Raw genomic sequence first — 12,713 nt, forward strand, 5'->3', positions numbered from 1 at the left:
CTGCTCTGGTCCTCATTTGCGACTATGACATATATATGGGGCAAGCGGGAAAAAAGTTCCCGCAAATTGACGCCGCCCGCATCCGGATTATCTGACCCTGCATCAAAATGATGCGAAAAAAGGGGGTGACTGGATGCGGTATCTGGCGGCGAGCCTTGTTGCCCTGGTTGCACTGCAGGCGCATGCGGCGGACGGTTTCCGCTTCGCCTCGATCGACGGGGGCGAGATCGACCTGGACGACTGGCGCGGCAAGCCCGTGCTGGTGGTCAACACGGCCTCGCTTTGCGGATATGCGGGACAGTTCGACGCGCTGCAGGACCTGCACGACCGCTTTGGCGACAAGGCGCTGATCCTTGCCGTTCCCTCGAACGACTTCGACCAGGAACTTGCCGACGAGGCGGCGGTCAAGGAATACTGCGCCATGACCTTCGACATCACCCTGCCCATGACCGAGATCACCACGGTGACAGGTGGTGGCGCGCACCCGTTCTATGCCTGGGTGCGGTCGGAGACCGGGTTCGTTCCGGGCTGGAACTTCAACAAGGTGCTGATCGCGCCCGACGGCAGCATCGCGGGCACCTTCGGGGCCCCGGTGCGCCCCGAAGGTCCGCAGATCGCCGGCCGGATCGAGGCCATGCTGGAATGATCCCCGCGCCGCCGCCCGCGCCCGCCGGGTCGGTGGCTGTGCCGCTGTTCATCGGATCGGACATCTACCGAGGCTCGACCTACGGCACGCGCCACCCGTTGCGCATTCCCAGGGTCAGCACCGTGATGGACCTGGCCCGTGCGCTGGGATGGCTTCCGCCCGAGCGGTTTCGCGCCAGTCCCCGTGCAAAGCCCGCAGCGCTGGAACTGTGGCACCAACCCGCCTACATCGCGGCCCTTCAAGCCGCCGAGGCGCTTGGCGAAGCGACCGAGGAGATGCGGGCGCGGTTTCATCTTGGCACGCTGTCCAATCCGGTCTTCCCCGAGGTCTACCGCCGCCCTGCCACGGGCGCTGGCGGCGCAATGCTGGCGGCCGACCTGCTTTGCCGGACGCCGGGCGTGATCCATGTTCCCGGTGGTGGCACGCACCACGGCCTTCCGGACCGCGCGAACGGGTTTTGCTATCTTAACGACGTGGTCCTTGGGATCAGGGTCCTGCAGCGCGGCGGACTTTCGCGGGTCGCCTATGTCGACCTCGACGCCCATCATTGCGACGGGGTGGAACTGGCATTTGCGGGCGATCCCGGGGTCCGGATGATCTCGGTCCACGAAGAGGGGCGGTGGCCCTTCACGGGGCGGCTCGAGGACAGCGCGGGCGGAAGCGCCTTCAACCTCCCGGTTCCGAAGGGCTACAACGACAGCGAGGCGCGGGCTGTCCTGCACGAGTTGATCCTGCCGCGGGTTGCAGAGTTCCGGCCCGAGGCGCTGGTCCTGCAATGCGGCGCGGACAGCCTGCTGGAGGACCCGCTTTCGCGGCTTGCCCTGTCGAACCGGGCCTATCTCGAGGCTGTGCGGGCCCTTCTGCCCCTGGCGCCCCGGGTGCTGGTGCTGGGCGGGGGCGGCTACAATCCCTGGTCGGTCGGACGGCTTTGGACGGCGATCTGGGGGCAGGTTGCGGGGCGGGACCAGCCGGACCGGCTGCCGGCCCATGCGTCCGAGGTCCTGCAGCGCCTCAGCTGGAATGGCGGCGGGCGGCCCCCACCGGGTCCGGCGATGACGACCACGCTGATCGATGCGCCCCGCGAAGGTCCGGTGCGCGCCGAGATACGTGACCGTCTTGTGCGGCTGGCCCGGCGATGATCCGCGCCTTCCTTGGCATCGACCTGCCCGCTGCCGTGCGCGGCGCGCTTCAGGTGCAGCAGTTCCTGCTTCCCCTGCCGCGCAAGGTCGAGCCGGAGAACCTTCACCTCACGCTCGTCTTCCTGGGCGAATGCCCAGAGCCGGCGCTGGAAGCCGCGCACGAGGGCTTCGAGGCGTTGCGCGAACGGGGCTTCCCGCTGGCGCTGCAGGGCCTTGGCCTTTTCGGCAAGGACAAGCCGCGCGTGGCCTGGGCGGGGGTCGGCCCGTCGCCAGAGCTGATGAAGCTGCAGGCCAAGGTCGAGACCATCGCTCGCCGCGCCGGCTGCCCGATCGACGCGCGCAAGTTCACGCCCCATGTCACGCTTGGCCGCTTTCAGCCCCCGCCGCCCGCCGACGCCATGCGGCTGGAGCGCGCCGTCGCGATGGGCACGGGTTTCCGGACCGATCCGTGGGAGGTCACCGAGCTGACCCTCTGGCGCAGCCACCTGACGGGCAAGGGGTCGCAGTACGAAGTGCTGGCGCGTTACCCGCTGATCACGGGCACGTCATCTTGACAGACAGGACAGGCTGACGCACCACGGGCCGCAATCAAGGAGTGTCCCCATGAAGATTGCCCACCGCGAGATCGGCCCGAACCACCCGCCGCTTGTCATCGCCGAGATCGGGATCAACCACGGCGGGGACCTCGCGGTGGCGAAAGAGATGGTGCAGCTTGCAGCGGGTGCGGGCTGCGAGATGATCAAGCACCAGACCCACATCATCGAAGACGAGATGACCGAGGAGGCGAAGTCGATCTTCCCGCCGAACGCCGACGTCTCGATCTGGCACGTGATGGAGCAGTGCGCGCTGTCTCTGGACGAAGAGGCAGAGCTGAAGCGCTATACGGAAAGCCTGGGGCTGATCTGGATTTCGACCCCCTTCAGCCGCGCCGCTGCCGACTGGCTCGAGACGCAGGATGTGCCGGCCTACAAGATCGGCTCGGGCGAGGCGGACAACCTGCCGCTCATCCGCCACATCGCGCGGAAGGGGAAGCCCGTGATCATGTCGACGGGGATGCAGACGATCGAGACCATCCGCGCCTCGGTCGAGATCCTCGAAAAGGCCGGGATCGAGTATGCGCTGATGGAATGCACCAACCTCTATCCCAGCCCGGCCGAGATCGTGTCACTTCGCGGCGTGACCGAATTGCGGACCGCATTCCCGAAGGCGGTGGTGGGGTTTTCTGACCATTCCATCGGGCCGGAAATGGCGCTGGCCTCGGTGGCGCTGGGGGCCTGCATCCTCGAGCGCCATTACACCGACACCCGCTACCGCAAGGGGCCGGACATCATCAACTCGATGGACCCGGCGGAGCTGCGCTTCCTGATCGACCGTTCGAAGGAGATCTGGATCGCCGCGAACAACCCGAAACAGCGGTCGGCGCCGGAAGAGGACGTCTACCGCTTCGCCCGCGGGTCCGTTGTGGCCGACAAGGATCTGCCCGAGGGGCATGTGATCGGCGAGATGGACATCTGGGCCCGCCGCCCGGGGTCGGGGGAGATCGCGGCCTATGACTTCGACAAGGTCGTGGGGAAGCGTCTGAACCGGGCGGTGACGCGGAATACGCAGCTGAAGTGGGGGGATCTGGGGTAACGCAGCATGGAGGGTCTGGCGGCGTTCCTGATCAATCTTCCCCAGTCGACCAAGCGTCGTGCGGACATGGAGGCGCGGTTGGCGCTGCTTGGGCTGCCCTACACTCTGGTTCCCGGGGTCGACGGACGTGCCGAATGGGACCCTCTTTCGTCGACCGTCGATGCCGCAGAATTCAGCCGTCTCAACGGGCGGGAGATCACGCCGGGGGATGTCGGCTGCTATCATGCGCATCTGTCCGTCTGGCGGGCATTCCTGGACACGGACGCCTCCGTTGCCCTGGTGATGGAAGGCGATGTCGTGTTCCATTCCGATTTTCTCCCTGCGCTCACCGAAGCTGTGCGTGTCCGGGATCACTGGGACTATCTGCAACTGAACAAGATCCGCGCAAAGCAACCGGTCCGGCAGGCCTACGTTGGTCCGTGGCAGCTGAACACCTATCTTGGTCCGGCAACAGGGTGCGGCGCCTATCTCATCACCCGCGACCTTGCCCAGCGGCTGCTGCCGAGAATGCTGCCGATACGGCGACCGATCGATCACGAACTGGATCGCAATCATGTCCACGCGTTTCGACATTACGGGCTTGAGCCTTTCCCGAGCCATGTCGACGATGGCGGCGAAAGCACAATCAATGCCATGAACGTATCGGGCACGCGGAAGCGGAAGTGGTATCTTCGCCTGCCGAGCTATGCCGCGCGCATCGGAAATTCCTTTGGCAAAGCCAGGTATCTGATACGGACAGGCGCATTTTTTGGCGGGTCGGCCAGACTATGAGTCAAAGCGGCGTCAGGCCTTGCGGGGGGGGGCGGATGATCCCGATTTGGAAGCTGAAGCGCGAGCTTGGGCGCCTTGGCGAGGAGACCGCGGCCCGGCTCGCCAACCTCTACGAACCCATTTTGCGAAAACGGCACGATGCCTGGCGCGACCGCCAGCCGACGCCACAGGATCTTGGCATCGGTCCCCGTCCAAAGATCGCGATCTTCCTGATCTACCAACCGAAAGGTGTTGCGCCTTCGATCCTCGCCACGCTGAGCTGGCTGGCAGCGAACGGCTATGCGCCGCTTGTCGTTTCGAACACGCCGCTGTCGGGCACGGATCGCGCGCGACTGGCCCCTTTGGCCTGGCGGGTTTTCGAACGACCCAACTTCGGCTACGACTTCGGCGGGTATCGTGACGGTGTCTTGCTGCTTCAGCGTTGGGGCATCACGCCCGAGCGGCTGCTGATCCTCAATGACTCGGTCTGGATGCCGACGCGGCCGGACTCAAGCCTGATCGCGCGCCTGGAAGCGGTCCCAGCCGATGTCGTGGGTGGGATCGAGCACCCGGCAAGCACAAAGCGCTACGGCGGGACCCATCGCGGCCATCTTGAATCCTATCTCTTGCTCGTGAATGCCCGGGCCTGCGCGTCTGATGCATTCGGGGCTTTCTGGCGGGATTACCCTTCCTCCAGCAAGAGGCTGAACGCGATCCGGCGCGGGGAGCGGCAGTTCGCGAGCCGGATGCGCGATGCGGGGCTGACGGCGCAGGGCCTTTTCTCACGGCAGGCCTTCCTGGACGGGCTTGCGCAGCAGGAAACGTCGTTCCTGCAGAAGACACTGACCTATGCATCCTACGTCGAGCCTGAACTGGCGGCGGAAGGCGTGCAGTTGCTTGAAAGCGACGCGAACGACCAGACCTGGCGCGACAGGGTCATCCAGCACATCGCCAGGACGACCATCCGCCGCAGGTTCAATGCCGGTTTCTGCTATCCGTCGGATGCGCTTTTCGGCATGGATTTCATCAAGAAGTCTCCTGGCCCGACCGGGGGCGGCAGCGGTGCCTCGCTGCACTCGCGGATGCGCCGGAAACATCTCGAGGCGGTGCGAGCCGGCGACCTGGCACCGCTCGGCGCCGAAGTCATGGCAGAGATCATGGCGCGGGAAGACCGCAGCGGGTCGGCCTAGAGGCCGGGCTTCGCCGTCGGCGCGTGTTCCGGCAGGGGCCGGATTGGCGAATTCTTTCGCAATCATTGGTCTTCGCGGCGGATGATTGCTGCAAGGTCCCGCCAGCCCTTGTGCTGAGCCGATGCAATGCTATTCCCGTAATACGTGTGAATAGGTGCGATTATCGGATGTCGGAGGTGGGACAGGGTGCATTTGCTAGTCAGGTTGGCCGGCCATGCCAGGCGGACTGCGGGCGTCCTGCTGCCGGATCGCGGCGGTCGATAAGGGTGGACAGATGACCCTTCCCCCGATGTGGAAAGTTCGGCGTGAGCTCCGCGCCGGTTTCGCCAAGCTGAGCATGCTTTTCATGCGGACCGTCCACGATCCGATCCGGAAAGTCATCTACGATCGAAGATCAAACCGACTGATCAAGATTACGCCGGGAGAATTGACACTGACAGACCGGGTGGCGGTCTTCGTCGTGTTCCAGCCCAACGGGCTGGCTCCCTCGCTCCAATTGACGCTGGACCATCTGGCGCGCAACCGGTTTTCCGTCGTGCTTGTCTCGAACGGCCCTTTGCGACCCGATGACCGCACTGCGGTGGCCAAAAGCGTTTCGGTCCTGCTGGAGCGGCCGAATGTCGGTTATGACTTCGGCGGATATCGCGACGGTATTCGGTATCTTTGGTCGCTCCGCCACGAACTGTCGCTGCTGGTGCTTATGAACGACAGCACCTGGTTTCCACTTCGCCGCGATGACGACAGCCTGGCGCGCATGGAGGCGCTGGGGGCGGACCTGGCGGGGCATGTCTTCAAGACCGAGAATGAAAAAAGGCCGGACAACGATCACATCGAGTCGCATATGTTGATGATTTCGAAAGACTTCGTCAGGTCCAGTGATTTCCGTCAGTTCTGGTCGCGGTACGTTATGTCCAACTCCCGGGTTACAACAATCCGCGTCGGTGAAAAGGCTTTTACGCAGTGTGCCATTCGGTCCGGATGGCGCGTTGGGTCGATCCTGGATCGCCAGTGGTTGATGTCTGTTCTGCAAAAGCTTGACGATGCAGACCTTGAACTGGTTCTGCAACATACCATCGATATCAAGCATCACCGCCACCCCGATCTGTCGACGGTGAGACGTTGCCTCGCGTCCGGGGAACCCTGGCGGGAGGCGTTCCTTGCGTGGACGGACCATTCTCTTCGGAACTCGCGGCCAATCCTTCTGTCCGCCGCGTTCGTCATGCCCGCGCATGTCTATGGGCGCATGGGGTTCGCGAAGAAGGCAAAGGACATGCGCTTCCACATGGCGCGGGAGGAGCTGCTCGACCTCGAAGCCAGCGGAATGATCCCCCCGCTGGCCGACGAAGTGCGTGCCGAAGTCAGCCAGATGGTCCGTGGCTGGGTTCCACCAAACGGTCAGGCACGGGTGACTCGCCCGCGGATCGCGCAGCAGCAGCGCGTCATCCAGTAACTGTGGTCGGCACAGCAAGGCTGCTGACCCCCACCACCCTTGCCACCCGTCGCGTCCCGCGTCATGACTGCCTCCATGACCCGCCACCTCCTCTTCCTTACCGGCACCCGCGCGGATTTCGGCAAGCTTCAGCCGCTGGCCGCTGCCGCGCTTGATGCGGGGCACCGGGTGACCTTCTTCGTCACCGGAATGCACATGATGGAACGTTACGGCCTGACCCGGAACGAGGTGCGGCGGATGGCGGGGGTCGCGGTCGAGGAGTTCGTGAACCAGGCCGAAGGCGACCCGCAGGACCTGGTGCTGGCCCGCACCGTCACCGGGTTTTCCGCTTATGTGAACCGGGTCAGGCCCGACCTCATCGTGCTGCACGGCGACCGGATCGAGGCGCTTGCGGGCGCGCTGGTCGCCGCGACGAATTACATCCGCTCGGCCCATGTCGAGGGCGGCGAGGTGTCGGGCACCATCGACGAGGTCTTCCGCCACTGCAACACCAAGCTTTGCACGCACCACTTCGTGTCCTCCGAGGCTGCGGGCCGCCGTGTCCGCGCGCTGGGTGAGCCCGAGGAGACGATCCATCCCATCGGCTCGCCCGAGCTGGACTTCCACGCCCGCCCGTCCGGCGTCACGCTGGACGAGGTTCGCGCGCGCTACGAGATCGCGTTCGACGAGTATGGCATCGTCACCTTCCATCCGGTGACCAGCGAACAGGACACGATCGGCCGGCAGGCTGCGGACCTGTTCGGTGCGCTGGAAGCCTCGGGCCGCAGTTTCGTGGTGATCGCGCCCAACAATGACCCGGGGTCGAAAGACATCTTCCAGGTGCTTGAAACCCTGCCGAAATCCCGATTCCGCGTGCTGCCCTCCATGCGGTTCGCGCATTTCTCGGAGCTGATGAAGAACGCCGCCTGCATGGTCGGAAACTCTTCGGCCGGTGTGCGCGAGGCCCCCTTTCTGGGACTGCCCTCGCTGGACATCGGGACGCGGCAGTCGAACCGTTCGGACGCGCCGTCGGTCGTGGCCTGCGAGGCGGCGGATCGGGCGGTGATCCTCGACTTCCTGTCGCGCCACTGGGGCCGTCAGGCCACGCCACACGCAGGGTTCGGCGAGGGCAGCGCGGCTGCGCGCTTCGTGGAAACGCTGGCCCGGCCCGAGTTCTGGACACTGAGCTTGCAGAAGGCCTTCCGTGACTAGGCCCTCGCTTGCGCTGACCGCCTATCTCGCGGCGTCCCGGGGGATCCCGCTGGTGGCGCCGACCCTGCTCGCCCGACGGCTGGCACGGGGAAAAGAGCTGCCCGACCGCTGGCGCGAGAAGCTGGGCGAAGCCTCGCTTCCGCGACCGTCCGGCCCCGTCGTCTGGCTTCACGCCGTCGGACTGGGCGAGGTCCTGGCCCTGCGCGGGTTGATCGGCGCGATGGCGGAGCAGTCGGAGACGGAGTTCCTGGTCACGTCCACCACTCGCGGATCGGCCGAGGTGCTGGCGCCGAACCTGCCCCCGCGCTGCCGTCACCAGTTCCTGCCGCTGGATGCGCCGGCCTACCTGGGCCGTTTCCTTGACCACTGGCGGCCGTCACTGTCGATCTGGGCCGAGCAGGACCTCTGGCCCGGCGCGGTTCATGCCGCCGATGCGCGCGGCATACCGCTTGCGCTGGTGAATGCCCGGATGAACGCCGACGCCTATGCCCGCCGCCGCCGCTGGGCCTCGCTTTACGCCGATCTCCTGTCGCGCTTCCGTCTGATCACGGCGCAGGACGGCGGGACGGCTGATCACCTGCAAGCCCTTGGCGCGAAAGGCGTGCGGGTCTCGGGGTCGCTGAAGGCCGCCGCCCCGCCGCTGGCCGCCGATCCCCGGGCGCTCGCCGCCGCGCGGGAGGCGCTGATCGGCCAGCGCCCGGTCCTGCTGGCGTCATCGCATCCGGAGGATGAGTTCGTCACGCTTGCAGCCATCCGCGCGCTGGATGCCAGGCCGCTTCTGATCCTCGCGCCGCGCGATCCCGCCCGGGGGGCCGAGATCGCCGCCCGGGTCGCCGAGCACGGCCTGACCTCGACCCGGCGAAGCCTGGGGGAGGGGCCGAGCGGCGACGTCTGGATCGCGGATACCCTGGGAGAAATGGGGCTCTGGTATCGTCTTTGCCCGATCACGCTGGTCGGCGGCACCTTCGGCCCGACCGAGGGCCATAACCCCTGGGAGCCGGCCGCACTGGGGTCGGCCATTCTGCACGGCCCACGGACAGCCAATTTCGCGGGCGACTTCCGTGCCTTGCACCAGGTTTCCGCCGCGCGCCAGGTGATGCCCGACAGTCTGGCGCCGGCCTTGACCGAGGATCACTCCGCCATGGCGGCGCGGGCAAAGTCGACCTCGGACGCAGCCCGGCACTCGCTTCGACCGCTGGCCCGTGAACTTCTGGCCCTGGGTGGCCTGGCATGAGGCTCTGGCTCTTCCTTCGCTTCTGGTCGCTCCTCTGGCACATCGGGCTGCCGGTCGTGCTGGCCTACCTCTGGAAACGCGGCCGCAAGGACCCGCTTTATGCGCGACACATCGGCGAACGCTTTGGCCGGTACCCTGCGGGATTGCCCGGATCGGTCTGGATCCATGCGGTCAGCCTGGGTGAGCTTCGCTCGGCCGTACCGCTGATCCGGGGCTTGCTCGACCGCGGGGAAACCGTGGTGACCACGCATTTCACGCCCGCCGGACGGCGCGAGGCAGAGCGCGTCTTCGCCGAGGAAATCGCTGCCGGTCGCCTGATGCCCGTCTGGGTTCCTGTCGAGACGTCATGGGCTTACAAGCGTTTCTTCAAAACCTTCCGCCCCCGGCTTGGCCTGGTGATGGAGATCGAGATCTGGCCGCGCATGATCTTTGCCGCCCGTGCGGCGGGTGTGCCGCTTTACATGTGCAATGCGCAGTACCCGACGGATTCGATGGTGCGCGACGCCCGGTTCGGGATCCGGCCCGCCCTGATGCGCGGCTTTTCCGGGGCTTTCGTGAAGTCCGAGTTGCAGGCGCGGCGCTTCGCCTCTGTCGGGGTGCGGAACATCGCGGTGACGGGCGAATTGCGCTTCGACCAGCCGATCCCCGCTGCGCAACTTGCCGCCGCGGCTGCCGTCCGCCCGACGCTGGGTCCGCGGCGGGTGATCGCCTTCGCCTCGGTCACCGAACCGGAAGAGGCGCTGTTCCTTGCCGCAGCCCGCGAGCTTCTGTCACGACGGACGCCGCCGATCATCGTGTTCATCCCCCGCGCGCCCGAGAGGTTCGGGGCAGTGGCGCAGGCCATGACCGAAAAGGGGGTCCTTTTCGCCCGCCGCAGCCAGCGGCTGGACGGGCGTCTTGCCCCGCTGTCGCAGGCGCCAATGGATGTGCTGTTGGGGGATTCCCTCGGCGAGATGTACTTCTACCTCGCCCTTGCGGACCGGGTCGTGGTCGGGGGTGGGTTCCAGCCGAAGGGGTCGCACAACATCATCGAGCCCCTGGCCCTGCGCAAGCCGGTGTTGGTCGGACCCCATGTCCAGACTATCGAATATCCGGCCGTCGAGGCGATTGCGGCGGGCGTCTGCCAGCAGACCAGCGCGGACCGTCTGGTGCAGCACGTCCTGACCTGGCCCGATCCGTCACCCGAGACGATCGCGGCCTTCATGGCAGCCCATTCCGGCGCGACCGCGCGGACACTGGCCGCGATCGCGCCTCTGCTCAGGCCTTGACCACGCCATCCTTCAGCTGCTCGGACAGCAGGAACTCGACCAGCCGGAAATCGTAGGGCGTGTCGATGTCGTGGCACCGCTCGGCGGGCAGCACGTAGGGAATGACGCGGCCTTCATAGATCGTCCTGGCGCGGCGCAGGTAGTCAGGGTTCACCACGTAGACCATGCCGACATGTTCGTAGACGGTGGGTGCGTCCTGCCGCGCCCAGACGCCGCCGGGAAGCGGTTTCGAGACATGCAGCGCCCCGCTGGCATCCGGCTCGACAAGGTTGAAATAGGGATTCTTTCGCGCCTCGCAGACGCTCATCACCATGTCAGGATGTTCGATTTCGTAAAGTTTCAGAGCACCCTCGATGTCCTCGGGCAAGCGCAGCGGCGAGGTGCAGTCAAGGTCGAGGAAGGCCGAGACTGGTCCGGTCAGCGCCTCGCTTGCCGCAAGTGCGTGCTGCCAGACCCCCCATTTCGGCGCGGTGTCGGTGGCCAGTTCGGCCGGCCGCAGACCGATCTTCAGGGCGCCGCGCCGGACCGCGTGGTCGTAGATCTCCTCGTCGTCGGTCGAGACCACGACAGCGCCGATGCGGGGATTGGCGAAGAGCTGGTCCAGCGACCAGTCGATCAGCGGCTTGCCGCAGAGCGGACGGAAGTTCTTGCCCGGCACGCCCTTCGACCCCTTGCGCGCCCCGATATGCCCTAGGATCATCCTGGCCTCCCCTTTTGGGACAGGCTTAGCGCGAAGCCGTTGCCTGCACCAGCGGCGGCGGGCGGCGTTGCGGCCATTCGGTCGCCCGGTGCCAGGCCTGACCGATGCCCAGGACGCCCATGTCGCCGCCGGACCGGCCGATGACCTGCATCCCCATCGGCAGGCCCCGGTCCGAGAAGCCCACCGGCACCGACAGCGCGGGAAGGCCGATCAGGCTGGCGGGGATCACCACCTCCATCCAGCGGTGGTAGGTGTCCATCTTCCGTCCTGCGATCTCTTCCGGCCAACGCCAGTCCACCGGGAAGGGCCAGACCTGGGCCGAGGGCAGGACCAGGGCGTCGTAACGGTCGAAGAGCCGTGCGGCATGGGCGTGCCACCGGCTGCGGATGACGCTGGCCTCGTAGACCGACTGGGCCGACAGGCTCAGGCCCTGCTCGATCTCCCAGATCGTCTCGGGCTTGGTCTGGGCGCGCTTCGCCGGGTCTTCGGCCAGCGCGCGCTTGCCGCCCGCGTTCAGCATGGCGCGCAGGGTGACCCAGGACGACCAGAGCTTTTCGGCCGGGAACGGGGGCGCAAGCGGTTCCACCACCGCACCCATCGCTTCCATCTGCCGCAGCGCGGCCTCGCAGAGGTCCAGGATGCCCGGCTCCATCGCATAGGCCCCGCCCCAGTCGCCCAGCCAGCCGATCCGGCAGCCGCGCAGATCACGGTCCAGCGCCAGATCCGGCACGGCGCGGGGGAAGGGGACCTCGGGGTTTTCGCCCGCAAGTACCAGAAGCAGCCGCGCCACATCCTCAACGCTCCGGCCCATCGGGCCTTCGGTGGACAGCGTCGACAGATAGCTGTCGCCCTCGGCGTCCTGAGGCACCAGGCCCCAGGTCGGGCGGAAGCCGTAGACGTTGCAGAAGGCGGCGGGGTTCCTGAGCGATCCCATCATGTCCGAGCCGTCGGCGACCCAGGCCATCCGGGTGGCCAGCGCCGCCGCCGCCCCGCCCGAGGACCCACCGGCGCCGCGGGACAGGTCATACGGATTGCGCGTCACGCCGAAGACCGGGTTGAAGCTGTGCGACCCCTGGCCCCACTCGGGCACGTTGGTCTTCCCCGCGATCACCGCCCCACTGGCCCGCAGCCGCGCCGCCACCAGGTCGTCCCGCACCGGCACATGGTCGGCAAAGAGGGGGGAGCCCCAGGTCGTCCGCACGCCCTTCGTCGCCACCAGGTCCTTGACGCCGAAGGGGATGCCATGCAGCCAGCCATGCGGTTGGACGTCATCCAGCGCCCGCGCCTCGGCCATCAGCGCGTCGGGATCGCGCAGCGACACCAGTGCGTTGACCGCAGGGTTGATCGCTTCCACCTGCGCCAGCCAGGCGGCCATCACCTCGGACGGGGCGACCTTGCGCGCGTGGATTGCCGCGGAAAGCTCGGTCGGCGACCACTCCAGCATGGCTTTCATCTTTGCTCAAATATCCCACGGGGGGCGGGGGGTGTGAAACCCCCCGCTCCGACGCTTCAG

The 12,713-nt window shown here is 66.5% G+C and carries 12 protein-coding genes; 10 read left to right on the forward strand and 2 right to left on the reverse strand.

Annotated features, from left to right (window positions below):
* Positions 1-133: 133 nt before the first annotated feature.
* The 10 genes from ACE3Q6_RS02650 to ACE3Q6_RS02695 all read left to right on the forward strand — a co-directional run bounded on the left by ACE3Q6_RS02650 (position 134) and on the right by ACE3Q6_RS02695 (position 10,500).
* The gene (locus tag ACE3Q6_RS02650; RefSeq protein ID WP_374428052.1) at positions 134-646 is read left to right on the forward strand and encodes a glutathione peroxidase; all 513 of its coding nucleotides are present in this window, start codon (positions 134-136) and stop codon (positions 644-646) included.
* Positions 643-1,785, forward strand: a complete 1,143-nt coding sequence (locus ACE3Q6_RS02655) for an acetoin utilization protein AcuC (protein WP_374428057.1) — start codon at positions 643-645, stop codon at positions 1,783-1,785. The genes ACE3Q6_RS02650 and ACE3Q6_RS02655 overlap by 4 nt, the downstream gene beginning before the upstream one ends.
* A complete protein-coding gene (gene thpR / locus ACE3Q6_RS02660; protein WP_374428062.1) occupies positions 1,782-2,339 on the forward strand; it encodes an RNA 2',3'-cyclic phosphodiesterase in 558 nt (185 codons plus the stop codon). Before ACE3Q6_RS02655 ends, thpR begins: the two co-directional genes overlap by 4 nt.
* A 49-nt stretch (positions 2,340-2,388) precedes the next feature.
* Positions 2,389-3,417, forward strand: coding sequence for an N-acetylneuraminate synthase family protein (locus ACE3Q6_RS02665; protein WP_374428066.1), 1,029 nt, complete (start codon positions 2,389-2,391; stop codon positions 3,415-3,417).
* Positions 3,418-3,423: 6 nt separating this feature from the next.
* Entirely contained in the window at positions 3,424-4,188 is a 765-nt protein-coding gene (locus ACE3Q6_RS02670) for a glycosyltransferase family 25 protein (protein ID WP_374428071.1), read from the forward strand.
* 35 nt (positions 4,189-4,223) lie between these two features.
* Positions 4,224-5,357, forward strand: coding sequence for a rhamnan synthesis F family protein (locus ACE3Q6_RS02675; protein ID WP_374428076.1), 1,134 nt, complete (start codon positions 4,224-4,226; stop codon positions 5,355-5,357).
* 274 nt (positions 5,358-5,631) lie between these two features.
* Positions 5,632-6,807, forward strand: a complete 1,176-nt coding sequence (locus ACE3Q6_RS02680) for a rhamnan synthesis F family protein (RefSeq protein WP_374428081.1) — start codon at positions 5,632-5,634, stop codon at positions 6,805-6,807.
* 75 nt (positions 6,808-6,882) lie between these two features.
* A complete protein-coding gene (neuC, locus tag ACE3Q6_RS02685) occupies positions 6,883-7,998 on the forward strand; it encodes a UDP-N-acetylglucosamine 2-epimerase (protein ID WP_374428085.1) in 1,116 nt (371 codons plus the stop codon).
* Positions 7,991-9,232 (forward strand): 3-deoxy-D-manno-octulosonic acid transferase, encoded by a 1,242-nt coding sequence (locus tag ACE3Q6_RS02690; RefSeq protein ID WP_374428090.1) that lies wholly within the window; start codon positions 7,991-7,993, stop codon positions 9,230-9,232. Before neuC ends, ACE3Q6_RS02690 begins: the two co-directional genes overlap by 8 nt.
* Positions 9,229-10,500: a 3-deoxy-D-manno-octulosonic acid transferase gene (locus ACE3Q6_RS02695; RefSeq protein WP_374428095.1), complete on the forward strand. Its 1,272-nt coding sequence runs from the start codon at positions 9,229-9,231 to the stop codon at positions 10,498-10,500. The genes ACE3Q6_RS02690 and ACE3Q6_RS02695 overlap by 4 nt, the downstream gene beginning before the upstream one ends.
* On the opposite strand, the gene ACE3Q6_RS02700 is transcribed toward ACE3Q6_RS02695, so the two are convergent.
* Positions 10,490-11,200, reverse strand: coding sequence for an acylneuraminate cytidylyltransferase family protein (locus ACE3Q6_RS02700; protein ID WP_374428099.1), 711 nt, complete (start codon positions 11,198-11,200; stop codon positions 10,490-10,492). The genes ACE3Q6_RS02695 and ACE3Q6_RS02700 overlap by 11 nt on opposite strands.
* Before the next feature lie 25 nt (positions 11,201-11,225).
* A complete protein-coding gene (locus ACE3Q6_RS02705; RefSeq protein ID WP_374428103.1) occupies positions 11,226-12,653 on the reverse strand; it encodes an amidase in 1,428 nt (475 codons plus the stop codon).
* Positions 12,654-12,713: the final 60 nt, after the last annotated feature.

Source organism: Tabrizicola sp. (genome assembly GCF_041913445.1).
In the GTDB taxonomy this organism is placed as follows: Bacteria; Pseudomonadota; Alphaproteobacteria; order Rhodobacterales; family Rhodobacteraceae; genus Tabrizicola.

What these genes read in the sequence shown, in the direction of transcription:
- ACE3Q6_RS02650 (WP_374428052.1), top strand. Translation starts at nt 134, where the DNA reads ATGCGGTATCTGGCGGCGAGCCTTGTTGCCCTGGTTGCACTGCAGGCG.
- ACE3Q6_RS02655 (WP_374428057.1), top strand. Translation starts at nt 643, where the DNA reads ATGATCCCCGCGCCGCCGCCCGCGCCCGCCGGGTCGGTGGCTGTGCCG.
- thpR (WP_374428062.1), top strand. Translation starts at nt 1,782, where the DNA reads ATGATCCGCGCCTTCCTTGGCATCGACCTGCCCGCTGCCGTGCGCGGC.
- ACE3Q6_RS02665 (WP_374428066.1), top strand. Translation starts at nt 2,389, where the DNA reads ATGAAGATTGCCCACCGCGAGATCGGCCCGAACCACCCGCCGCTTGTC.
- ACE3Q6_RS02670 (WP_374428071.1), top strand. Translation starts at nt 3,424, where the DNA reads ATGGAGGGTCTGGCGGCGTTCCTGATCAATCTTCCCCAGTCGACCAAG.
- ACE3Q6_RS02675 (WP_374428076.1), top strand. Translation starts at nt 4,224, where the DNA reads ATGATCCCGATTTGGAAGCTGAAGCGCGAGCTTGGGCGCCTTGGCGAG.
- ACE3Q6_RS02680 (WP_374428081.1), top strand. Translation starts at nt 5,632, where the DNA reads ATGACCCTTCCCCCGATGTGGAAAGTTCGGCGTGAGCTCCGCGCCGGT.
- neuC (WP_374428085.1), top strand. Translation starts at nt 6,883, where the DNA reads ATGACCCGCCACCTCCTCTTCCTTACCGGCACCCGCGCGGATTTCGGC.
- ACE3Q6_RS02695 (WP_374428095.1), top strand. Translation starts at nt 9,229, where the DNA reads ATGAGGCTCTGGCTCTTCCTTCGCTTCTGGTCGCTCCTCTGGCACATC.
- ACE3Q6_RS02700 (WP_374428099.1), bottom strand. Translation starts at nt 11,200, where the DNA reads ATGATCCTAGGGCATATCGGGGCGCGCAAGGGGTCGAAGGGCGTGCCG.
- ACE3Q6_RS02705 (WP_374428103.1), bottom strand. Translation starts at nt 12,653, where the DNA reads ATGAAAGCCATGCTGGAGTGGTCGCCGACCGAGCTTTCCGCGGCAATC.